At 46.4% G+C, this 22,734-nt stretch carries 19 protein-coding genes and 1 pseudogene; 17 read left to right on the forward strand and 3 right to left on the reverse strand.

The features are described 5' to 3' along the window. Window positions 1-665 precede the first annotated feature (665 nt). From VOR_RS0113090 to VOR_RS19280, 3 genes and pseudogenes are all read right to left on the reverse strand, one after another. Window positions 666-1,058 carry a DUF2750 domain-containing protein gene (locus tag VOR_RS0113090; protein ID WP_010320150.1) on the reverse strand — a complete coding sequence of 131 codons (393 nt, stop codon included), beginning with the start codon at window positions 1,056-1,058 and terminating at the stop codon, window positions 666-668. A gap of 100 nt (window positions 1,059-1,158) precedes the next feature. After that, window positions 1,159-2,064 carry a manganese-dependent inorganic pyrophosphatase gene (locus VOR_RS0113095; RefSeq protein WP_010320151.1) on the reverse strand — a complete coding sequence of 302 codons (906 nt, stop codon included), beginning with the start codon at window positions 2,062-2,064 and terminating at the stop codon, window positions 1,159-1,161. A 129-nt stretch (window positions 2,065-2,193) separates the two neighbouring features. Further along, window positions 2,194-2,418 (reverse strand): annotated as a pseudogene (locus tag VOR_RS19280) (IS4 family transposase); the annotation flags it as partial. Window positions 2,419-2,820: 402 nt separating this feature from the next. On the opposite strand from VOR_RS19280, the gene VOR_RS0113100 reads away from it, so the two are divergent. The 17 genes from VOR_RS0113100 (at window position 2,821) to VOR_RS0113180 (ending at window position 22,604) form a co-directional block, all read left to right on the forward strand. Then, the gene (locus VOR_RS0113100) at window positions 2,821-4,932 is read left to right on the forward strand and encodes an LruC domain-containing protein (RefSeq protein ID WP_010320152.1); all 2,112 of its coding nucleotides are present in this window, start codon (window positions 2,821-2,823) and stop codon (window positions 4,930-4,932) included. 9 nt (window positions 4,933-4,941) lie between these two features. After that, on the forward strand, window positions 4,942-5,505 hold the full coding sequence (locus VOR_RS0113105; protein ID WP_010320153.1) for a hypothetical protein: 564 nt from the start codon (window positions 4,942-4,944) through the stop codon (window positions 5,503-5,505). A 15-nt stretch (window positions 5,506-5,520) separates the two neighbouring features. Then, window positions 5,521-6,498 carry an endonuclease/exonuclease/phosphatase family protein gene (locus VOR_RS0113110; RefSeq protein WP_010320154.1) on the forward strand — a complete coding sequence of 326 codons (978 nt, stop codon included), beginning with the start codon at window positions 5,521-5,523 and terminating at the stop codon, window positions 6,496-6,498. Window positions 6,499-6,693: 195 nt separating this feature from the next. After that, the gene (locus tag VOR_RS0113115) at window positions 6,694-7,014 is read left to right on the forward strand and encodes an STAS domain-containing protein (RefSeq protein ID WP_010320155.1); all 321 of its coding nucleotides are present in this window, start codon (window positions 6,694-6,696) and stop codon (window positions 7,012-7,014) included. 19 nt (window positions 7,015-7,033) lie between these two features. After that, window positions 7,034-7,870 carry an OmpA family protein gene (locus tag VOR_RS0113120; protein WP_010320156.1) on the forward strand — a complete coding sequence of 279 codons (837 nt, stop codon included), beginning with the start codon at window positions 7,034-7,036 and terminating at the stop codon, window positions 7,868-7,870. Continuing rightward, window positions 7,857-9,953 carry an SLBB domain-containing protein gene (locus tag VOR_RS0113125; protein WP_010320157.1) on the forward strand — a complete coding sequence of 699 codons (2,097 nt, stop codon included), beginning with the start codon at window positions 7,857-7,859 and terminating at the stop codon, window positions 9,951-9,953. Before VOR_RS0113120 ends, VOR_RS0113125 begins: the two co-directional genes overlap by 14 nt. A 1-nt stretch (window position 9,954) precedes the next feature. Continuing rightward, window positions 9,955-10,641, forward strand: a complete 687-nt coding sequence (locus VOR_RS0113130) for an AAA family ATPase (protein WP_010320158.1) — start codon at window positions 9,955-9,957, stop codon at window positions 10,639-10,641. Between the two features lie 30 nt (window positions 10,642-10,671). Beyond that, on the forward strand, window positions 10,672-11,055 hold the full coding sequence (locus tag VOR_RS0113135; protein ID WP_010320159.1) for an Hpt domain-containing protein: 384 nt from the start codon (window positions 10,672-10,674) through the stop codon (window positions 11,053-11,055). Between the two features lie 183 nt (window positions 11,056-11,238). Further along, entirely contained in the window at window positions 11,239-12,762 is a 1,524-nt protein-coding gene (locus VOR_RS0113140; protein ID WP_010320160.1) for a sigma-54-dependent transcriptional regulator, read from the forward strand. Continuing rightward, window positions 12,743-13,810, forward strand: a complete 1,068-nt coding sequence (locus VOR_RS0113145; protein ID WP_010320161.1) for a glycosyltransferase family 4 protein — start codon at window positions 12,743-12,745, stop codon at window positions 13,808-13,810. Before VOR_RS0113140 ends, VOR_RS0113145 begins: the two co-directional genes overlap by 20 nt. Window positions 13,811-14,036: 226 nt before the next feature. Continuing rightward, on the forward strand, window positions 14,037-15,239 hold the full coding sequence (locus VOR_RS0113150) for a glycosyltransferase (RefSeq protein ID WP_010320162.1): 1,203 nt from the start codon (window positions 14,037-14,039) through the stop codon (window positions 15,237-15,239). Between the two features lies 1 nt (window position 15,240). After that, a complete protein-coding gene (locus VOR_RS0113155; protein WP_010320163.1) occupies window positions 15,241-16,416 on the forward strand; it encodes a glycosyltransferase family 4 protein in 1,176 nt (391 codons plus the stop codon). 22 nt (window positions 16,417-16,438) lie between these two features. Then, on the forward strand, window positions 16,439-17,902 hold the full coding sequence (locus VOR_RS0113160) for a lipopolysaccharide biosynthesis protein (protein ID WP_010320164.1): 1,464 nt from the start codon (window positions 16,439-16,441) through the stop codon (window positions 17,900-17,902). After that, on the forward strand, window positions 17,899-19,275 hold the full coding sequence (locus tag VOR_RS0113165; RefSeq protein WP_010320165.1) for an O-antigen ligase family protein: 1,377 nt from the start codon (window positions 17,899-17,901) through the stop codon (window positions 19,273-19,275). Before VOR_RS0113160 ends, VOR_RS0113165 begins: the two co-directional genes overlap by 4 nt. A gap of 71 nt (window positions 19,276-19,346) precedes the next feature. After that, window positions 19,347-20,075: an acyltransferase gene (locus VOR_RS0113170; protein ID WP_010320166.1), complete on the forward strand. Its 729-nt coding sequence runs from the start codon at window positions 19,347-19,349 to the stop codon at window positions 20,073-20,075. Then, on the forward strand, window positions 20,068-21,180 hold the full coding sequence (locus tag VOR_RS0113175; protein ID WP_010320167.1) for a glycosyltransferase: 1,113 nt from the start codon (window positions 20,068-20,070) through the stop codon (window positions 21,178-21,180). Before VOR_RS0113170 ends, VOR_RS0113175 begins: the two co-directional genes overlap by 8 nt. After that, window positions 21,177-22,604 carry a GumC family protein gene (locus VOR_RS0113180; protein WP_010320168.1) on the forward strand — a complete coding sequence of 476 codons (1,428 nt, stop codon included), beginning with the start codon at window positions 21,177-21,179 and terminating at the stop codon, window positions 22,602-22,604. Before VOR_RS0113175 ends, VOR_RS0113180 begins: the two co-directional genes overlap by 4 nt. Window positions 22,605-22,734: the final 130 nt, after the last annotated feature.

Here is a 22,734-nt window from a genome sequence, read left to right on the forward strand (position 1 = left end):
AAAAAACCTACCTAATTATTAACATGAAATTAAAAACAAAATTATCAAACTTATCTTTCCTTTATTTTCCGTTAACTCTATAGGCTTTATTGTCACTAAGAGTGAACAGAGATTAATTATTGATATGAAAATCAAATGATTGAAATTTTTGATAAACTGTAAGGAATAAGATAGTGGATATAGAACGGGTACAACGGATTAGCTGTTGCTTCGTATCAATGAAGTGCCAAACTTTTTTTACCACATTAGGGATATTGATGATCATACTACCTTTATTTCCTTGGCAAATATTGTTTAAAGAAAATCGGTTAAATCAATCATCCGAACAAACCAACAAGACATAGGCAAAAGTGAATTAGAAAATATATTGATGACATCTATCATGAATATTCATTTAAAAACGTTCTAATTTAAAAAGGTTAAATTAGCTAAATAGCCACATAACAAGCTAAGTCAATAGGACAATTTAAGCTGGTGTCTGGCACTTCGTTTCTTATTTATGCCAGATTAAAAGTAATAGACGTTCTCCACCCGAAAATAGCACAAAATACGCGTCCGACTTAACTCAAAATTGTCCAAAAATGATCTAGAAATTGATCAAACTATATTGCCATTTAACATTTAATCGTGTTATTAAAAGAGCTTCTAGTCAGAAGCTCTTTTAGTTAGCGTGTTTTACTGGCTTGCTTTTTCAATTCAAAATCAAACTCGTCGGGAAATAACACAACGCCTTCTTCATTCTCATTGGGGAACACCACCACCGACAATTCATCTTCTTCTAGGCCCGAAGTCCAACGGCTATGCCATTTGTTCAAAGAGATCGCTTCCGCTTCACACGCTTGCCACTCGCCTGTTGCCCATGCCTTGGCAAACTCTTGGTTAGGCCACACAGGAACGCAATCATCTTCTTCTGTGTTGAGCATGACACAACCGTGTTCATCTTTTAGTATCCAAACTTCACGGTTTGCAACAATGGCTTTAATGCAGTATTTAAAACGTTCTTCTTCATTATAGCGATTGATTGTTTCTATCTGTTCTGTGGTTAATGCGTCTGCCATAGCCCGGCTCCATGCGAAAGTTGGGGAATATAAAAACGCCTACAGTGTAGCACTGCAGGCGTTAAATTTAGAATCTTAAACAATAAGATGATAAAAAGGATTAAGCTAATTCAGCTTGTAGCCAAGGCCAACCTTGCTTCTTACGACTTAAGGTGTTTTCCATCATCAACATGCCATCTTGTTCGTGTTTAGTCAGTTTTTCAGCCCATTCACCGGTGTATAGAAGACGAGTCTGCGCGGTGGTAATGTCGGTCAACATCACGGCAGCAAACGCAAGGCCTTCCTCTTCGCAGCGACGAACTAGGTCTGCTTGAATGGCGTCAATCATGCCATCGACTTGTTCAAGCGTTGCCAATTCCACTTGACCAACCACCACATCACGGCCGTTGAATGGGTAAGCTTTCAAATCTTTCTCAACAAGTTGAGCGGCAGATAAACCTTCAATGTCTGTTTTCGCAATCAAAAGCGCTTTAATAAAGGCATCAAGGTCTTCAACCTCAGCAATTTCAGCCAGTGCCAGCACAGCTTCTTTATCTTTTGGTGTGCACGTTGGAGACGCAAAACCGACCGTGTCAGACAAAATCGCAGACATCATCAATATGGCTAAAGGACGTGTGATTGGCGCATTTTCCATCTTGAATAGGTTGAACAAGATAGTACAGGTACAGCCGACTGGCCAAATCCACGCTTCTAGCGGATTCACTGTCATTACGTCGCCTAGGCGATGATGGTCAACAATACCGAGAATTTCCGCTTGGTTGATGTCATCAGGTGCTTGCGCAAGATCGGTATAGTCCACAAGCCATACTTTTTCGCCCGCGACGCTAGTGCGAAGTTCAGGTTGATCAACACCGGCTGTTGCAAGAATGTGTTGAGTTTCACGGTTAATTTCACCCTGACGAACAGGCGTTGCTTCTAAACCACGTGCTTTAAGTAATTCAGCAGCAACTAATGCACCACAAATGCTATCACTATCTGGGTTTTTATGACCGACAACGAAAATCATCTTTCTTCCTATTTTAATGCTATTTGATGGCCTATCGAAGGTGATAGGCGAGATTGCTCACAAAGGCCGATACTTTACCTGATTTTCAGAATTTGTCATGGCTTGTGGCTAAGAAATTATGGCTAATTTATCTTGCTTACCACGATGAACTTCAAGGTCGAGCACCTGCGAGCGATTAGTACCTCGAGTGATCTCTTTAAGCTTCTTCCCTTTTAGCTTAGATAAATGCCGATCCTAACCATTTCTCGCTTCAATAAGGTTAAGATTCATGGATTTGGTTCCGCGGAAAATATAGAAGCCACCATAATGCTCAAGAGCGGTAAAGAACAGGAAACCAGGGTAACCTGCATTCGACTACGGCAGGGTTACGCTTAAATAGACTCGGATTAGACTCGGATAAACGTCATCGACTTCACGGTTGATGTAGGTGGTTTGTTTGGCGACGATTATCTGATCATAAATGAGGCCTTTTTTCTATCTAAATAAACCGCTTAGCTCTTAAGATCCTGTCTATGATGGGGGACTACAACCCCGCCTCCTTTTGGTGAAGAGGTTTGAAAACTTTACTCAAGCCTCTCACCCCAAATCGATGCCATTTCCTAAAAATTCTGCTCTCAACACATCATCAATCCTGCGTTTTATTTTTGTTCTCAAATTGAGATAAGAAAAATAATTCACTTAAAAACAATAGCTTAATTTTGGCTTGTTTTTTGCTGATTTACCTTATCAACCTTCCACAAAAAACTAGGTGACGGTATGCACTTAAAATTATGGTGTTTCATCGTGTTGGTATTGGTTTCTATTCGAACTATCGCTGCACCTTTTGAAACTTGTCCAAGCCAAGCGTATTTATTCCAAGCTTCTCCGGTACAGGTTTATGGTGTGAACTTAGTGACGGGGCAAACCGCTCTGTTGCAAAGCAACACAGGGCTAAACGGAAACATCAATGCTGTAGGCTTTGATTTTCAAGATCGCTATATCTACGGTTACGATACCAACAACAAGCGATTAGTTCGGTTAGGCTCTGATTTTCAGGTAGAAACTCTTAATACCCTTGGACTGCCGCAAGACTACACCTTCTTTGTTGGGGATGTTTATAACCATATTTTTTATCTTTACCGCCAAGGTAAAGGGTTATTTAAAATCGACCTAAGCCCTTTAGACAGTGACCCGAATGCGGTACTCATCGTCGAACAAATCTCAGCAACAGCGACCGTCAAACTCACCGATTTCGCTTTTCATCCCGCTGATGGCAGCTTATACGGTGTCGATAACTCAACCGGAGGCTTGTATCTGTTTGATACGGATACGGGTGTCAGCAGTTATATTGGTAACGTCGGCCAAACAGGCACTTTTGGCGCCGGCTACTTTGATGTGGATGGCTATTACTACATCTCACGTAACAGTGATGGAAAGATATTCCGGATTAATCTCTCAAACCCTGATTTGATCGCGCAAGGCAATGTGCCTGCCGTGCACTTTGCTGACGGCCCTTCCTCAAACCAAAATGATGGTGCGCGTTGTGCGAATGCTCCTGTGATCGATGAAGACTCAACCATTGATTTTGGTGATGCTCCAGATAGCTACCGTACCACATTAGCGTCCAATGGCCCGCGTCATCAGATGGATGGGATGACATGGTTAGGCTCAGCGCCAGACGGTGAACAGTCAGGTCAGCCTTTTCCTGCCAGTGACGACAAAGCCGGCATTGATGACGAGGATGGGGTTGGCTTTGTCACTGCGTTAGAAGCGGGTCTGGAAGCATTAATCACAGTGAATGCTTCCACTTCGGGTTATCTTTCTGCTTGGTTTGACTGGAATCGCGATGGCGATTTTGATGATGTAGGAGAGCAGGTCTTTACCGACCAACTACTGCACAGCGGGCAAAATGTGCTGATTTTTACGGTCGCCCAACAAGCGAATATGGGGTCAAGTTGGAGCCGTTTTCGCTTTAGCCAACAAAAAGGGTTGAATTCGTACGGAGGTTCAACATCTGGAGAAGTAGAAGACCACCTTATTACCATCTCCGCGAATGGGGTCGCGATACGCTATTTCCCTAGTGAAACCACTTACGCTACGGTCGCCTTTGAGGACAACTGGCCGCATTTAGCCGACTATGACATGAACGATGTGGTGATCCGTTTCCGAGTTACCGAAACGCTGCAAGATAGCCAAGTCGCACAGATTCGGATTGATGGCTACCTTGCAGCTTATGGTGCGAGTTATCACAACGGTTTTGCCATTCGCTTATCTGGCCTTTCTCGCAGTGCTATTAATACCAACTTAACCCGTCAGTATCACAATGATGTGTTGCAACCAAGCAGCGGCTTGGAGATGGATTCAAATGAAGCAATCTTCATCATTTCCGAGGATCTTTCGCGCGCCTTCCCACGGCTTTGTACTTACTTCCGTACCGACAATCAATGCATGGAAGACATTGGCTTTAACTTTAGTCTCGTTATTGCTATTGAGCGCGGTAGTGATGTGAGTCAACTGATCGCAATGCCTTATGATCCTTTCATTTTTGCCACTCCCGGTATTTATCATGGCGAAGGGATAACCTTCCAACCAGGTCGCAAATGGGAAGTTCACCTTGCTGATTACCCTGCCACTGAGAAGTTTGATGCCGCTAATTTATATGGCGCTGGCGCCGATACCAGCGACCCAGCTCAACAACGTTTTTTCAAAAATGCGAACAATCTGCCATGGGCCTTACTGATCACCGATGAATGGCAATGGCCCTATGAACGCAGCGATTTATTGCGTACTTACCCGCAGTTCAGTAATTATTCCCAATCAGCAGGCCAACAGAAACAGAGTTGGTTCAACAACGCCTTCAACAACTGCGCATACTGCTATAACCCTTAGGAGGACACCATGAAAAACGCATTTCTATTAATCACTTCATGTTTGCTGCTCTACGGTTGTGGAGGCGATGGCGATGGCGGTGGTTCAGGTGATACAGCATCGATTAACGTGACTTCTCCAACGCAACCGACTTCCGAAGAGGCCGCAATCGTCGCCAAGGATTTCACCCCTGTGATGATGAGCTTTATAACGCAGCTCTCCTCAACAACAGCAAACACCAGCAATGATTATTCCCAACAAGATTTTGGTAGTGACAGCAGCGTAACGACTTCACAATTGAATGTGCCCGCTGAATTTAGCTTTAACCCGGTCGCGCAAATTGAGATCAAAGCTGATATTAGCGCCTATCGTACTGACCGAGCCTTTGTTACCTTCTATAGTCAATATACGTCCAGTGGCAATGGAACTGACCAAGCGATTTATGAAAGCCGGATTGCTTCATCAGCGTTAACTCTTGGTGTCGCAACCCTTAGCTTCAGTTATCCACGCTCTCAATCCAGCTTGCTGGCCGAGATATGGTTTTATGATGGTTCCGCCCCACTGCAGCAGGTATTTACACCAACACAACCGTAAAAAGGATTCGCTCTCATGTTCAACAAAGGGCTTGGTGGTTTACTCATTGGGGTAAACTTACTTTGGTTGACCAGTTTGTATTATCCCATGCCCATATGGTGGTTAGATAATCTTTTTAGCTATCCAATTGGGCTAATGGCTTTTAATGCTCTTTTAATAGTAATTGCGCTTTTAATGAGCTACCGAGTCTTATTTGTTGGTAGCACACTGTGTGCATTGGCTCTGATCTGGTTCATACCAAATAGTAAAAGTGAAGTAGTACTGCAAACTCAAAAAAAGGGCGAGGTTTCACAAGATCAGAGTGCAGCGCATTGTTCCTCTTCGCTGAAAATCATTCAGTTTAATGCGCTCTACGAAAATACCGACTACAACCGACTGCTCAACCTTTTACTGCAAGAGCAAGCCGATTTAGTGGTACTGCAGGAAGTGGCTCCCGCGCTTGAAGATAAGCTCAGCACTTTGGACGACATCTACCCGTACATTTACGGTGGTAAAACCCATGCAAAAGTGCCCTCAAGCCAGTTTATTCTCAGCAAAGAAGTCATCCTTCATTTTTCTGTCAAACCTTTTACAGAGAAAAATAAAATCCTACAGGGCGATTGGCAAATTACCCCTCAAACCTCCTTGCGTTTGATTGCCACCCACTTACCTTCTCCAAGAAATTCGACGCTTTGGGAAGAGCGTAATGCCATGCTTACTCATGTAAAAACACTGGCAAACGAAAGCGAGATGGCAAACACCATAGTGTTAGGGGATTTCAACCTCTCAAGTATGAATACACGTTTTAGAAGCCATTTTGAAAGCTTTGAAACTCGGCCTGTGGCTTCATGGCCAGAATGGTCAACTCATTACCCTACCCCAGCTTTTACCATGATCAGCATTGATCATTTGTGGCTTAAGTCAGCGCAATTTTCTCTTTGCAGCCGACAAGGGGTTCTTCCCTCTTTAGGTTCAGATCACCGCATGATTATCACGAAAATTGCCCAGCAATAACCTTGTCTCAAAATGATTTCCAAAATGACAATGCTCTTTAAACTGAAAAGTCAGCACATAAAATAAAACGTAATCCATTGATATCTAATCATAATTAAATTGGCACACTTACTGCTCTATTACCTACATGCAACCCAAAGATGCTGACAGATTCATGAACGCATCAAAAGATTGGTAAACAGTAAGGAGACACCCATGGAACTCAGAACCATTATTGATAGCGATATCCAAGTCACACTTCTTATAGAGGGCAATCTAGATGCGGAAGGTAGCCGTTTTCTTCAGCCTATAATTGATGATGTGATCTGGAAAGATGTTCACCAAGAAGTTGAGTTGGACTTTCGCAATGTCACCTTTTTAGATTCGTCAGGTGTTGGTGCTTTGGTCTATCTTTATAAGCGACTCGTTGAATCTGAACGAAAAATGCGCATTGAGAACGCCACTGGTCAGCCGCTTGAAATTATTAAACTGCTCCGTATCGGCCAGGCCATTCCCGTGAATTCTCGCACTTATTAGCCCACCTGAGGAGGTGAGCATGAAGTTAGCTATCGTCAGTATTGGTTTGTTCACCTTACTTGGTACCGCTGGGTGCACCTCGTACCCAGAAGAAGGCCGCGGTGGAATCGCAGAAGCTTACATGAATGGGGAGTTCGCCCCCGTGATGCCGGATGAACCGCTCGGCCCTGAACATGGGCTACGTTTTGACTGGCAACTAAGCAAATTACATTTGGGGAGCCTGATCCGCGAAGGCGCTAAATGGTGTTTTCCTGCGGCTGTTGTACAGGCTTTAGAAAAGCAAAATCGGATCGCTCGGCAGCTTGATGGCGGCTTGCTGCTGGATGCCGCGAATGATCTGGTTATTCAGCGTAAACGCTTGAATCAGTTAGAACAGCAACTTGATTATGTCACTTCACAAACACGCTGCGTTCCACCTCAAAATGAACAGTCGTTTGTGAATTCTCTCTCGCTGATTGAAGAGTTAAATCGGCGGCTCAATGTGGATAATCAATTTGCGATTAACTCTACCGAGATCAACCCGAAATACATGGGCAATTTAGCCATCGCAGCCGACAAACTGAAAGCTCACCAGGACTTAACACTTTCGGTAACAGGCCATGCTGATTCATCCGGCAACGTGGAATTCAATGAAAAATTGGCCATGGGACGAGCAGAACAAGTGAAACGCTACTTGACGATTTTCGGCCTTGCGCCAGAGCGAATCACCACCCATTCCCTGGGTGAGTCGCTCCCTTTGTACGTCGGCGAAACAACGGGAGTGAAATTAACCAACCGACGCGTCAGCATTGAAATTATTACGGCAGATAGTCCAAACCTCTCTAAACAAGGAGGGAAGCTCTATGAGCAAGAATAGTTTTAAAGCTCTGCTGCTGTGCTGCGCTCTGCTGCTGAGTGGCCTTAGCTTCGCGGAAGAAACCGTAAGAATTGGTGATTTAGTACAAGTTGACCTGCCCGGTGAACCTTCATTCAATAACGGATTTCAGGTTGATAAACGGGGGCGAATTACGCTCCCGGAAGTCGGCCCACTTTATGTGGCAGGCTACGATGAAATCCAACTTCAGCGAGCGGTTTCTGACGCTTTGAGCCGAGTGTTTCGCGACATCAGCACGCTCCAAGTGTTTATTGCCGAGCAGCAATTGCTGATTTCAGTGCAAGGCTATGTCGCCTCTCCCGGTGAATATACATTATCGAGTAACGCGGATATTCAAATGGCGTTGCATGCCGCAGGTGGTGCTCGCCAAGGGGGGCAACTTGATAAGCTTCAACTCAAACGTAAAGACGAAAAAATCGTTTTCAACTACAAAGCTTTTCTCGAAAGCGGCGATGAAAGCATTCTCCCCCAGCTCGAATCCACTGATGTACTTTTTGTGCCAGCTTCACCGATCGTTGGCAATATCGAACAGGAATTTGATGCAGCTAAACTGGCCAATGCGGGGGACAGTGCGGATTCCAAAATGGCCATCAAAGTCTTCGGTGAAGTGAATGCTCCCGGCTCCTTCTCCTATCAAGCCAACACGAACTTGGTGGATGTTTTGATGCGTTCAGGCGGTGTGACACGTTATGCGGCGGTTGAGCAGATCCGTGTGATTAGCGATAACAACCCTAAACTGTTCAACCTTAAGCAATACCTTGATTCGGGTAATGAATCTTTACTCCCGATCCTCTCTCCAGGAACGACCGTGTTTGTCCCAAAACAGGAGGAAGAAATTAAGGCGGGAGCCAATATGGTGTATGTGATGGGAGAAGTCGCCAGACCGGGCGCTTTTGAAGGCAAACCGGGCGCAACCTTTATGGATATTTTAGCCAATGCAGGTGGCCCAACCCGTTTTGCCGAAGCTCGAAGAATTCGAGTCATCAAAGCCAATGGCCAAGTAACCCGTTTCGATTTAACCGCTTTCACAGAAGGACTCACCAGCACAGCACCGCCCGCCATTCAATCCGGTGACGCGATTTTTGTACCGGAAAAAACCGATATGAATGAAAAGTCGTGGCTAAAAGTGGCACCGGACCAAGCAGTTAATGTGATTGGTGAAGTGGTTAGGCCGGGGCGCATTGAGTGGTCAGATGAAATGAATCTGATGGATCTGCTTGCTCATGTCGGTGGGCCGACTTTGAGAGCGGACACCACTCGCATTAAGATTGCGATTGATGGCCAACAAATGCAGGTGTTTGATTTGGATGCTTTCATTCAAAACGGTGCGCCGCGTAGCCAACTGCCTCACATTCAAGCAGGCACCATCATTCGCATACACGATCTTCCTCAAGACCCTTCAGATAACAAATCACAATGGGTTCGCCAAGCATCGGATGCTTCCATCTATGTGTTGGGGCAAGTCAATGCTCCAGGTCGCTATCGTTTCAACAACGATATGCATTTTCTGGACATTCTTTCAGCCGCAGATGGCCCAACCAAGGATGCGGATCTGCACAACTTGCGCGTGACCCATCGAGACAAGTCTTACGCCAGAGTGAGTAAGATCAACCTCGCCTTATATTTTGAAACGGGAGATGAGAACTTGCTGCCCGACATCAAAACCGGAGACACAATTTACATCCCTGAAAAGAACCGGAACTGGCTCGACAACACCAAAGAATCCACAGTGAGAGTGCTAGGCGCAATCAATAAACCGGGTCGTTACGTGTTCAGTGACACCATGACGATTCTCGATATTTTGGCCGAAGCGGGTGGCCCGAGCCAATCGGCCTATCTTGAAAAAATTTCCATAGTGAATATGTCTTGCTGTCAGGGGCAGGCACGTACCTTCGACCTGATTCAATTTAGCAAAACTGCGAACCTTTATGCCCTGCCAGTATTACGCGCGGGAGACACCATTTACATTCCAGATCGCAGTGAAAGCCTATTGGAGAAAGCTCGCGAAAGTATTGATGATATTTTACGCATCACCACCACTATCCTACTGATAGGAGCGCTGTAGCATGATTCCCGCCACACACGCCGAAATTGAGCAAATTTACCTTGCCGCAGAGTTAGCCGACTGCCGATCACTGTGCATTACTTCATGCCAGTCCGGTGAAGGAGTCACGTCGATCGCCAGTGCGCTGACCGAGCGTTACCTGCTGGCAGGACACGATGCCTTGTTAGTTGACCTCAATATGTTTAAACCCGCATTTAAAGAGGTAGAAATGCTCAACGCACCCGATGGGCGGCAATGGGTTGAAAACCGAGAAACCCACCAGCTTTTTACTGGGTTGAGCATACCGCGCGAAAGGTCACTGCAGCTCAGTTATAAAGATCCCAATACCCTGTCACGAGCGGTTCAGCAATGGCTGAACCAGTATGAACGGATCATTATTGATACTTCTCCTATCCTCAATTTAAACAAAAACAATATCCCCGCTCAAAGCGTAGCGAGCGCTTGTGACAAAACCGTTCTGGTGGTGATGAGCGGCACAACCACCACTCAACAAGTGCAAAAAGCGATTGAGTTACTGGGTTCAGAACAGATCTCCCTACTGGGCACCATTTTAAATGCCCGTGACCAGCCACCTCTGCGTTTAGAGCTGATTCGAGAGATCAATCGACTCTCTTTTATCCCTAAGCAGTGGCGAGAACGTTGGATTCGCAGCGTACTCGGTAACGATATTCTCTCAAATTACACCTGATTTCCATAACGGTTTGCTAGAGGACTCCCCATGTACGACCCTATCCATGATCTCGATGCTGCAGAATGGATTGATGAAACCATCATCCAAGAAGTGATCCACGATACCGACATCAGCATAATGCCCATGCTGCTGACTAGCTATATTGAAGAGAGCCAAATACGCTTGCAGCACATAGAAAAAGCCATACAACTCACCGATCACGCTGCCTTAGAGTTTGAGCTGCATACTCTCGGCAGTGCTTCTCTTGCATTGGGTAACCGCCATTTATCGCGCTGTACTCGTGAAATGGAGCGCCATTGCCAAAAACAGCAATGGAATGAGGCAATTGCTCTGTATCCGAAATTGGTTCGCATCGCGTACTGGTCGCTCATTGCCAGCCAAGAACGTTTAGAACTGGGATTTGAGGTTTAAGTAGCACTTTCGCAATTTGAGAATCTGTACTATACCAATAGAGACATCTTGCATATCAATCCTCAAACACCATAGTGGTCTGATAGCGAAAAATAAGCGCCCTATTTTCTGAAATGCAGTTGTACAGATGCTGGCCTGCTATGAATGCCAATGAGAAAGGTAAATAAAAACTAAGGATAAGAGATGAAATCTAAAGTGCTGTTAGTGGAAGATTCCACCTCGTTAGCCATTTTATATAAGCAGTATGTTAAAGATGAACCTTTTGATCTCTTTCATGTAGAAACTGGGCGCGATGCCATTCAATTTTTACAAAGAACGCCGCCTGAGTTGATTATTCTCGATTTGAAACTGCCTGACATGTCTGGCGAGGAGATCCTCGACTGGATTAATCAGCACGAAATCCCAACGACAGTGATCATCGCTACCGCCCATGGCTCAGTCGATATTGCGGTCAATTTACTCCAGAAAGGGGCGGAAGATTTCCTCGAAAAACCGATCAAAGCCGAGCGCTTAAAAACCTCGATCAATCTTCATCTTCAACGCTCCAAACTCGCTTCCCTCGTCGAGAATTTCGAACACCGCTTAGAGCGTGAAAAGTTCCACGGCTTTATTGGTGCTTCGCTGCCCATGCAATCCGTCTACAACATGATTGAATCCGTCGCCCCTACCAACGCAAGCGTATTTATTATTGGTGAAAGCGGTACGGGTAAAGAAGTGTGCGCGCAAGCCATTCACAACCAAAGCCAACGCCGTGAAAAAACCTTTGTTGCCCTGAACTGCGGAGCGATTCCCCGAGATTTATTAGAAAGTGAGATTTTCGGGCACACCCGCGGAGCATTCACTGGCGCAACCAAAGATCGCAAAGGTGCAGCCTCTCAAGCGGACGGTGGTACTCTGTTTCTGGATGAGCTGTGTGAAATGGAGTTGGAGATGCAAAAGAAACTGCTGCGTTTCCTGCAAACAGGCACCTTTACTCCACTCGGCTCTGATAAAGAGCAAAAAGTGGATGTGCGCATTATCGCCGCAACCAATCGCCAGCCATTAGAAGAAGTGCAAGCGGGACGTTTTCGTGAGGATCTTTACTACCGTGTCCATGTCATCCCTATCGAGATGCCTCCATTACGCGAAAGAAGCACTGACATTGTGGTTCTGGCCAACCACTTTTTAACCCAGTATGCCAAACAAGATAAAAAACGCTTCACCGAGATTAGCCGTGATGCGCAAAAAATCCTCAAAAGCTATTCATGGCCGGGCAACGTGCGCCAATTGCAGAACGTGATCCGCAATATCGTCGTACTCAATAACGAAAAAACCATCAAACCTGAGCATCTGCCCAACCAAATACTCGCTAAAAATAGTGTTCCTGCGGCCCCTATCACCCCTGTTAATAATGTCGCGGCTGAATCTATCGTCCATAAAGCCGCCGCATTCCATGAACCAGAAAATGAGCTGCCACTTCAAACGGCCGCACCCGAGAGATTTATCTCTTCACCCGCAGAAAGTGTGCCGCGTGAAAGCAGCACACCGACTCATAATAATCCTGTGGTCATTCGCCCTATGTGGCAGGTAGAGAGAGAGGCGATTCAGCAAGCCATTGATTTTTGCGATGGTAATGTCATCAATGCTGCCGTGCTGCTCGAACTGAGCCCCTCCACGGTTTACCGTAAAAAATTGGCGTGGGAACAGGATGAAGCTAGCCACTCTTAACTCCTTGCCGCCTTGTGTTGCGCTCGAACATCACCTTTGGCTGTTGATCGACAGCCGCGTGTTTGGCGGCATAGAGAGCCATGTTCTGCAATTAGCTCAAGGATTGCAGTTGCATCAACAGTCCGTCGTGGTGGTGATCCTTCGGCGTTATCAAAGCGATACACCTTTGCTGCAAAAACTCAGCGAAACCGACATTCCATTTTGTATTTTGGCTGACGCTGCACCTCAGCGCTCACTCAACCAAGCATTACTCGCAGCGCTTCGTCACTACCAACCTCATCTTGTGCATGCTCACGGCTATAAGGCGAGCTTACTCAGTCGATTAGCGGTCAAACGTTCTGGTTTGCCCATACGTCAGTTCACCACCTATCACGCCGGTGAAACGCCAACTGGCCGCGTTAAGCTGTATGACTGGTGTGATCGCTATACGGCCTTTCTCTCACATCACTCGCTTTCTGTCAGTAACGATATTGCACGCAAAGTGCCTTTTCACACCACTCGACTGAATAACTTTGTTGATACGGATAAGCTCACGTTCAAGTATGGTGAACAAATCGCATTTGTTGGGCGTTTAAGCCCAGAAAAAGGTCCCGACCGCATGATTGCCATCGCCGCATCTCTGCCAGAGATGATGTTTGATGTGTATGGAGATGGCGTTTGCTATACCGATTTGCTTGCTCAATCACCAAGCAATATCCGTTGGCATGGGCATCAAACTCATATGCACACGATATGGCCAAACATTGGTATTCTGATTCTCTGCTCGCGAGCCGAAGGGCTACCATTGGCAGCCTTGGAAGCCATGGCTCAAGGCATTTTGGTGATCGCCTCTCCCATTGGCGAATTACCCACGCTGATCCAACATGGCTTAAATGGTTTTCTGGCAGACAGTGAACAAGCCTTTTGCGATGTACTGCAGCACTGGCAAACACTCCCCCAAACCAAGCAACAAACTCTACGCTTAGCTGCACGAGAAAGCGTACTGGCTCATTACTCTTCTTCCGCGGTAATACCTCAACTCCTCACCCATTATCAAAAACCGATTTGATTCTCATATTGAGAACTTCAAGAACCATTAAAATTACTGCTTATTTTTCATTGAGTTAATTATGATTCTTTTTGGCATCCCCTTTGCTTTACCTCTCTTGAGGTTCCATTTTGGACTGCGCTAGCCAAGTCTCGTTATGTAGCCAAGTCTCGTTGTGATTGACGAAATCTCTATTTAGCAACGTCACACGACTTTTCAACCATTTTCGAATCATAAGGAAAGCACTATGGCAGTTAGAAAAAATGTCCTGTTTGTGCACTACGGGGATAACTGGATTCGCGGCAGTGAGCGCTGCTTGATCGATCACTTGCTCAATCTGGATCGCAGCCGCTTTTTACCTTTCCTGTGGACCAATAACGCCATGCTGCATGAAGAGATTAGCAAAATGGGGATTCACAGTGTGCTTAGCCCTTTTCCGATTTTGCTGGGATGGAAAGCTCCGCGCTTTCAACTGTTCGGCTGGTGGAATTTGGTTAATACCGCAAAAACCTTGATTAAAGATTGCAAGATCGACCTAATCCATGCCAACAGTGCTGGGCCGTGCCAATGGATTGGGAAAGCCGCGAACGAGACAGGAACTCCGTGGCTCGCTCAACTGCATTCTGATTATCCAGCTCGTGATCGGCTCACTCTTGCTCTCCATCGCGTTCCGAACATCATTGCCGTCAGCTATGCCATTATCGATAAATTAATGAGTGACGGCTACCCAGCTGAGCGAATTCATGTCATCCATAATGGAATTGATACTGAGCGACTTGAGCTATTGCCTGCAATGGATCTTCGCCAACGACTACAATTGGATGATGATGCCTTTTTATTCATCTCTGTCGGTTCACTCATCAAACGCAAAGGTATGGATCGCCTTTTACAAGCGATGCGTTTCTTCGTGTTAGAACACCCCAATGCCCATCTAATCATTGTCGGAGATGGCCCTGAGCGAAAATCGCTTGAGCAGATGAGTGACTACCTCAAGCTCTCACAACACATTCATTTTGTAGGTGAGCAGCACAATGTCATGGGCTGGCTCAAAGGCGCGAATGCATTTATCAGTGGCGCACGAAGAGAACCATTTGGTTTGGTGATTGCCGAAGCGGCATTAGCCGAACTCCCCATTATTGCTCCCGACACTGGCGGCATACCTGAAATCCTACGCCACCAAACTCACGGCCAGCTCTACCCTAAAGAGAGTACGAAGGCGATGCATGAAGCCATGCGTTGGATGATGAAAAACCCAATTGATGCCAAGATGATGGCGGTGAAAGCTCACGCTCATATTCTTCTCGCCCATACGCTTGAAAAAAATCGCACTGCAATTGAAGCGCTTTACGAGCAAATCCTCTCAAGCCCTGCAACCTATAAAGACTCATTTTGGGCGACTTGGCGTCCGGTCAAAACCTATGTTTCTCAACGCTTTTCTTTAGGGGGTTGATATGGCTGCTATTCATTGTCTGATTTTTGATCCTATCGCCTTTCAAGGCGGCTCAAAAATCGCAACCCGTATGGCACTCCAACAAGTGGCGGCCAATCAGGCTCAATTTACTATCGTGACTCGCCACCCAGAGAGTTGGCAGCACTCTGCTTTCAACTCAAAACACAGTGTAGAGTTCATCACACTCCCTAGTTGTGGCAATTTGGGGTTAGCGACTCAAGGGTTGAGTTATTGGTTGAAACACGGCGTTTATTTCCTCTGGCTATGCTGGTTTGCCCTACGCTGTCAGCGCTTTCATCTCCTTCTGGCCAGTTCTGGCCCTGGGGTCGATATGGCGCTGCACTTATTCGCGCGAGTCACTCGCATCCCCTTGATTCAATTGGTACACGGCCCGGTTGGACAATCTCGCGCCACGGGTTATTGCTTAAGTAAAGCGAATAAGCTGTTTTATCTGCCTTCAAGTAAACCAAGTTTGCTCAAGGCGTTGAGCCACTACTACGCTTTCTCATTCGGTAGTGACAATGCCCAAACCCTCGCTGCATTTACTTTAGCAAGTCGCCACAGCCAAGAATTTGTGAATGGCCTACCTATCGAGCAGTGGCCCACTCAGTGCCAGTATCATTCACCCTGCATTTTTTGGGCGGCTTCCTTACTCAAATGGAAAGGCTTGGATTTGCTGCTTGAGTCCCTTGATCAACTGGTCAAACGGGTTCCTTCAACCACCCACATTTGCTATATCAAACCGCAGCAAACACATCTGTCCACCAGTCACGCTCCGCGGTCTCTGCCTCACGTCAATTGGCATGAAGACCCTCAAGATTTGGATGCCATCCGCAGTCAATGCAATCTGTTTGTTTCCACCAGCCAGCAAGAGCCTTTTGGATTATCGATACTGGAAGCCTTAGCGGCGGGAATGTGCGTGATTATTCCTGAAGATAATGCGTATTGGGATTCACTGCTAACTCATGAACTGAACTGCCTAAAGTACGCTGCCAATGATGTCAACAGCTTGGCCGAAACACTGCACCGCGCCATCACCGAGCCTCATCTCGCCCAAAGGCTCGGCAATCAAGCTCTAGATATTGCTCAACACTATCATGCTGAAGAGTGTTATTGGCAAATAGCGCAAAGTGTTCAACAGGGAGCAGCACCTTCTCACTCCCGCCAATCTTCTTAACCATTTTTTGTGAGGCAAGATTATGAGTAACCCGAGCCCAGCCATGCCTTCTGCTTTATCTCACTTCGCCTTGTACGGGATAAGTCTGGTCTTGATTAAAGGTATTTCTCTGATCATGTTGCCCGTGATTGCACGTTATTTAAGTGTGGAGCAGATCGGTCGCCTAGAGTTACTTGCCACTTGTGGTGCCTTACTTGGCATCATCAGCACGGCCTCCATGCACGAAAGCCTGTATCGTTTCACAGCTAATTTAACGTCTGAGGAGCAGCGTCAACATCAAGCATCACATATCGCCACACTTTCGCTGCTTTTTTCAATGCTGGTGTGTGGTTTGGGGCTTGGGCTGCTCATGCTTTTCCCTGAGCTGTTAAGCGCCATCCCACTCAGCCGCTTTGAATTAACTTTACTGCTGCTGGCACTGCTGTTTGAAGGTCCGGTGTCACTGCATTTAACTTGGTTACGTATGCAAGAAAAAGCCAAGCTCTTTTTCCTGATCAGTGTGGGCAGTAGCGCATTGCAAATTACGCTTATTTTGTTTGTTCTCATGACACAACCTAGCGTATGGGGAGTGCTTGCCGCAGGTACGTTTACTCGGGTTTGTCAGTTTGCCGCTTTAACCTTCATTAATCGCTTTCGTTTGGTTTACCCAGCGCACACCTCTCAGCTATTACGCTACAGCTTACCTCTGATGCTTTCTGCTATGGTAGCTTACGGCTTAAATGGCGCTGAGCGCTGGTTCATTAGTAGCACAACCACACTTGAAACCTTGGGTTACTACGCTATTGCTGCAAAATTTGCCCTTGCAATGTGTTTACTCGTTCAACCTTTTGGCATGTGGTGGATGCCAAAACGTTTTGCCATGCTCAAACAGCAAGGCGATGACGCGGTAGCACGCTATACTCGAATCGGCATGGCTTATGTGTTGCTGCTGTCTCTGTGCATGGCGTTTTGGGGGCAATGGTTTATCGCATTTGCACTGCCTGCCACTTATCTCCCTGCGCAAAAAATATTGCTGATCATTCTACTCAGCGCAGCTTGCAAAGAGTGGGCTGAACTACTGAATATCGGGGTGCTCTACCAAAAACGCAGTGCTCTACTTTTTACAATCAATTTGTTCAGTGCCTTGTTGGCAATCGTATTGTGTGGGTTGTTCAGTCAATGGGGTGTGATGGGTATCGCCAGTGCCATTACTTTCGCTCAATGCCTGCGTTTATTGGCAATCAGCTATTTCAGCCAGCGTATACAACCTATTCCACTACAACTGCTACGCTTTATCCCCCAACTTGCTTTTATGCTTGCCAGTTTTGGCCTTGCTATGCAGATCAATAGCCTGATTGGGCTAGTATTTTGGGGAACTCTGCTGCCGATTTTGGGTTTACTGCTAAGCTGTAAATTGGGTTGGGTTAGCTTTCCTTTCTCCATGAAACAATGGGGAATCGATTGGGTTCAAAGCCACTTAACTCGCCGGACTAGGAAGGCGACATGAATGTCAAAATAATCGTGATCATCTTGTGCATCTTTCTCAGTGCAGCTTGGTATGTCATACCAAACCCTGCGCTGCCTTTGGTGATCGCGTTATTACCGCTGGGTGCACTGTTTGTACTAAACCAAACCTTCTGGCTAGTAACACTGTTTGTCGCCTTCTCTTTCTTCCGTCTGCATGAAGCTATTCCCATGCTTTATTCGCTGAAAATTCCGCTGTTACTTTCGGTTGGTGCACTGTCGGCATTACTGTGGCACAGCCTCATTAGTCGAACTTTAAACCTCTACTGGCACCCTTGTTTAACTTGGCTTTCACTGTTCTGGTTAGTGGTCTGTATCGGTCTTGTTTTAGCTTCAAACCGCGGTATCGCGATTGAGTATTTTAAGAATATTTACTGGAAAATCATGGTGATGTCTTTGGCGATTGTCTGGCTGGTGAACAGCGCCGCCAATCTCAAGAAAGTGATGCTGACTATTGTGTTCTCCGGTGCCATCGTCGCGTTTGCGGCGCTGAGTAATTCAATCAACGGTATTGGGTTAGTTGAAGGTAGCCGTGTCACGGTTGGGCGGGAACTCGGTTCTATGCTGGGCGATCCCAATGATCTGTCACTGGTATTGATGTTTCCGCTCGCGTTTTCCGTTGCTTTAGTCACCACCCGAGGCATGCCATTCGTGTTAAGGCTGCTGGGTATCATTGTGACTGTCATGCTGATGGCCGCCGTGATTGCAACACAAAGTCGCGGCGGATTACTTGGTTCACTCGCCGTATTTGCCCTTTTTGCGTTACGTCTGATCAAAAACAAAACACTGTTGATCGCCATAGGCGGTATCGGCGCTTTGCTACTGTATAGCGTGGCAGGCATTTCTGATCGTGCCTCTGGCGGTAATGTAGAAGAAGGGATCGATGCTTCAGCGATGGGTCGGTTTTACGCATGGCAGGCCGCTTTTCGTATGGCGTTAGGTCACCCCTTTTTTGGAGTCGGACTCGATAACTTTTACTATAACTACTATTTCTACAGCTCGCACTGGGATGGACTCAATCACGCCGTGCACAGTACTTGGTTTGGGGTATTAGCGGAAACCGGCTTTTTGGGGCTCATCCTGTTTATTGTTTTTATCATCTCTTTGCTCAAAACGGCACAACACACCATCAGTTTGCTGACGCCTTCCGCACCACTGTTTGTTTTTGCCAACGCCCACGCAATCTTTGCTGCGTTAGTCGGTACGATTGTGTCTGGAACCTTCCTGACCCAAGGTTTTAACTGGCCTATTTACATTTTGGCGGCGTTAACGGTGGCCGTTGCACACATTACGCAAAACCATTCTCAAATTGAGAATAAGGCTTCCAATTCGACAGACAAAATGACAACCCATTGATTTCCTTTTATTAAAAATCAGGCACAACTTTTGAAGTAAAAGATCTACTCAACCAATAAAAGGGGTAGATTATGTGGATTGCAAAAACGGCGCAGACTAAACAGTGGCTCAAACAGCACCCAGACCCACGCATGCAAACGCTCTTTCGTACGCTCAAACAAATCAGAAGTTGCGAGCTGCGTTTTCCTTCTTTTATCAATTTTCTGATCCGTGTGGTTTATCTTACCCTACACAATCTGCTGAGCAGTGTAATGCGAACTTTGGTGTACACCCCAACCTTTCGTGCCCGAGCCAAAAAATGTGGCAATAAACTCTGGCTTTATGGTGGCACACCCTACATTTCAGGCCCGTTAGAACTGCACATTGGCCATGGTTGCCGCATTTCAGGGCAAACCACTTTTTCTGGCCGTAGCCAAAGCCTCAACCCTACATTAATCATCGGAAATAATGTAGGGATTGGCTGGCAAACCACCATCGCGGTCGGCACACAAGTGATCTTGGAAGACAATGTACGCATTGCAGGTCGAGCATTTTTGTGTGGTTACCCCGGTCACCCAGTCGATCCAGAAGCCAGAGCTCGCGGCGAAGCAGAAACCGATGATCAGATTGGCCTGATACATCTTAAACGTGATGTGTGGTTAGGAACCAATGTGTGCGTGATGCGTAACGTCACCATTGGTGAAGGCACCATTGTAGCGGCAGGCAGTGTGGTCACTCATGATCTTCCTGCGTTTGTGTTGGCCACTGGTAGCCCTGCTAGAGTCGTAAAAAGCTTAAAACTAGGGGAAAGCCATGCGTGATTTGATTGTTTTTGGTGAGGATTTTGGCGGTTTGCCTTCCAGTACTCAGCATCTAATTCTGCAACTCTCTCGCGAGCGAAAAGTCCTTTGGATCAATTCGATTGGCCTTCGCCAGCCTAAATTGAATTGGCGAGATATGGCTCGAGTGTGGCAAAAACTGCGCGGTCAAACTCGCCAAACCTATTCCACTCAAGTTACTCTGCCCGCGCAAATACAGGTCGTCAATTTGCGAACCATTCCCGCTCCTCGCTCACCATGGGCAAGAGCGCTGGCCAAAACCGCAATGCTGACTCAACTGAAACCCATTCTGCGCCGAGCACAACTTAACCGGCCTATTTTATGGAGTTCACTACCCACAGCTGCGGATTTATGTGGCGAATTGGGCGAATCCGCGGTGGTGTATTATTGCGGTGATGATTTTGCAGCTTTAGAAGGCGTCGATCACGACACAGTCGCCCAGCATGAAGATCGTCTGGTCAACCATGCACAATTAATCTTGGCTGCCAGCCAAGAATTGCAGCAGAAGTTTCCTGCTCAGAAAACCCATTTTCTACCGCATGGTGTCGACCTCAAACTCTTTACCACGCCAGCAGAACGTGCCCATGATTTACCCGATAATGGTCGGCCAATTGCCGGATTCTACGGTAGCCTTTCTGAATGGTTAGATTGCAAGATGCTCAATCATGTAACCGCCGCCTTACCCGATTGGAATTTTGTGTTTATCGGCCCTAATAAGCTGGAAAAAGAAGCCCTAGTTCTAAGAGAAAACGTCTATTTGTTGGGGAGTCGTCCACACCATCAGCTACCAAGCTATTGCCAACATTGGGATATTAGTCTATTACCATTTAAGCTTAATGAACAAATTCGCGCTTGCAGCCCGCTTAAATTGATGGAATATCTCGCGATAGGTAAACCTATTTTGTCGAGCCCGTACCCAGCGGCATTACGCTATCAGGACCAGCTCCATTTGGTATCCAATGCGCAACAGATGATCACGGCATTATCACGCTATCGTTCATTAAGCCCGTCTTCTCCTCAGCGTGTCACGCAAGACAGTTGGCATTCGCGGAGTGTGTGGTTATCCGACCTGCTGGAGCAGCTATGAACGATCTCAAGTTTCGTCTGATGGTTCTGTTAGGTGCTGCATGGCGACAACGCTACGTCATCGCCATTCCCCTACTCATTTTACCCATCATTGGTGGGATTATTGGCAGCTTGGCGCCTCCGCGTTATCAAGCTCACACCAGCATGCTGATTCAAGAAACGGCCAAGATGAACCCTTTTTTGGAAGATTTGGCCGTTTCGGCCATGCTCAACGACCGTATGAATGCGCTAACCACCTTACTCAAAAGTCGTCACGTCTTAAAATCAGTCGCAGAAAGCCGCGGCTTAATCACCCCTGAGATGTCGAAACGCGATGCCGAGAGTGTGATTCGCAGCTTATCCAACAATATCTCTATCTCGCAGTTGGGTAAGGATTTCATCAAAATAGAACTTTCAGCAAATAAGCCCCAAGGAATGAAAGAGACTCTGCAAGCCGTCAGCAATCAATTCATTGAGCAGTTACTCGCGCCAGAACGTTCATCCATTCGTGATTCCATTGATTTCTTAACCATTCATATTGATCAGCGCAAACAAGAACTGGAACTTGCCGAAAGCGCCCTCGCTCAATTTAGAAATAAACACATCTCTTCGGCACCTGAGCTACAAACCCAAGTGCTGAATCAGTTGGCAAGCTTAAAACAAAGCCTCTCTGAAAAAGAAGCGGAGCTGGCAGGGGTTGAAAAGAGTTTGGGTTCTTTGGATCAGCAGCTTTCTAAAACTGACCCTGTGGTGGGTAAAATTGAAGAGCAGATTATTGCGATACGCAGCGAACTTACTTTACTGCAAGCTCACTACACGGATTCACACAGTGCTGTGCAAGCCAAAAAGCGCGAACTGGAGCGTTTAGAAGCAGAACGCCATCAAATGCTTCAACAAGAGAGAAAACTGATGGGCAGCGATCAATTATGGGAGATGGCCAGTCGTCTTCCCGGTGCGGAAAAAGGTGAGGTCCAGCCCCTGCTGATTACCCAGTTGCAAAACCTCCAGACTAGACGTGGGCGATATGAAGCCCTTACTGAAGAGACTCGAAGTTTGCGAACCATGATTGTCCAACTGGAGCAACAAGCTTACAGCTTCGGGGATGATGCCAAGCAACTGCAAACCTTACAGCGTGAAGCCGATATAAAACGCCAACTTTATGATCAGTTGATGGTGCGTTACGAAATGGCTCAATTAACTGGCTCATTAGGTATCTTCGAGCAAAACAAGCGAGTGAAAATTATTGATATCCCATATACCCCAGCCACTACAGCCAACCTACCTGTGTGGGTATTTGTTCTTGCGGGTTGTTTTGCAGGCGTATTTTTAGGTTCTGGCCTTGCCATTATATTTGAATTGTTTGATACCACCATTCGTCGCCAAGATGAGTTAGAACTCATCACTAAAGTGCCTGTTTTAACCGTTCTGCCGCGTATTCGTTCCTAAGCGCGCAACTCAAATTCATTCTCAAAATAAAATCCGAGTTTCACCAATTACAAAATTAAAATAACCAATTGAATTTTAAAGACTTTTAAAATTGGCACAGCTCATGCAATTACCTCATAAGAATCCCATT

The sequence above is a fragment of the Vibrio ordalii ATCC 33509 genome (assembly GCA_000257205.1).
Classification (GTDB): domain Bacteria; phylum Pseudomonadota; class Gammaproteobacteria; order Enterobacterales; family Vibrionaceae; genus Vibrio; species Vibrio ordalii.

Coding starts and splice junctions, on each gene's coding strand:
- VOR_RS0113090 (WP_010320150.1), bottom strand. CDS start 1,058: ATGGCAGACGCATTAACCACAGAACAGATAGAAACAATCAATCGCTAT.
- VOR_RS0113095 (WP_010320151.1), bottom strand. CDS start 2,064: ATGATTTTCGTTGTCGGTCATAAAAACCCAGATAGTGATAGCATTTGT.
- VOR_RS0113100 (WP_010320152.1), top strand. CDS start 2,821: ATGCACTTAAAATTATGGTGTTTCATCGTGTTGGTATTGGTTTCTATT.
- VOR_RS0113105 (WP_010320153.1), top strand. CDS start 4,942: ATGAAAAACGCATTTCTATTAATCACTTCATGTTTGCTGCTCTACGGT.
- VOR_RS0113110 (WP_010320154.1), top strand. CDS start 5,521: ATGTTCAACAAAGGGCTTGGTGGTTTACTCATTGGGGTAAACTTACTT.
- VOR_RS0113115 (WP_010320155.1), top strand. CDS start 6,694: ATGGAACTCAGAACCATTATTGATAGCGATATCCAAGTCACACTTCTT.
- VOR_RS0113120 (WP_010320156.1), top strand. CDS start 7,034: ATGAAGTTAGCTATCGTCAGTATTGGTTTGTTCACCTTACTTGGTACC.
- VOR_RS0113125 (WP_010320157.1), top strand. CDS start 7,857: ATGAGCAAGAATAGTTTTAAAGCTCTGCTGCTGTGCTGCGCTCTGCTG.
- VOR_RS0113130 (WP_010320158.1), top strand. CDS start 9,955: ATGATTCCCGCCACACACGCCGAAATTGAGCAAATTTACCTTGCCGCA.
- VOR_RS0113135 (WP_010320159.1), top strand. CDS start 10,672: ATGTACGACCCTATCCATGATCTCGATGCTGCAGAATGGATTGATGAA.
- VOR_RS0113140 (WP_010320160.1), top strand. CDS start 11,239: ATGAAATCTAAAGTGCTGTTAGTGGAAGATTCCACCTCGTTAGCCATT.
- VOR_RS0113145 (WP_010320161.1), top strand. CDS start 12,743: ATGAAGCTAGCCACTCTTAACTCCTTGCCGCCTTGTGTTGCGCTCGAA.
- VOR_RS0113150 (WP_010320162.1), top strand. CDS start 14,037: ATGGCAGTTAGAAAAAATGTCCTGTTTGTGCACTACGGGGATAACTGG.
- VOR_RS0113155 (WP_010320163.1), top strand. CDS start 15,241: ATGGCTGCTATTCATTGTCTGATTTTTGATCCTATCGCCTTTCAAGGC.
- VOR_RS0113160 (WP_010320164.1), top strand. CDS start 16,439: ATGAGTAACCCGAGCCCAGCCATGCCTTCTGCTTTATCTCACTTCGCC.
- VOR_RS0113165 (WP_010320165.1), top strand. CDS start 17,899: ATGAATGTCAAAATAATCGTGATCATCTTGTGCATCTTTCTCAGTGCA.
- VOR_RS0113170 (WP_010320166.1), top strand. CDS start 19,347: ATGTGGATTGCAAAAACGGCGCAGACTAAACAGTGGCTCAAACAGCAC.
- VOR_RS0113175 (WP_010320167.1), top strand. CDS start 20,068: ATGCGTGATTTGATTGTTTTTGGTGAGGATTTTGGCGGTTTGCCTTCC.
- VOR_RS0113180 (WP_010320168.1), top strand. CDS start 21,177: ATGAACGATCTCAAGTTTCGTCTGATGGTTCTGTTAGGTGCTGCATGG.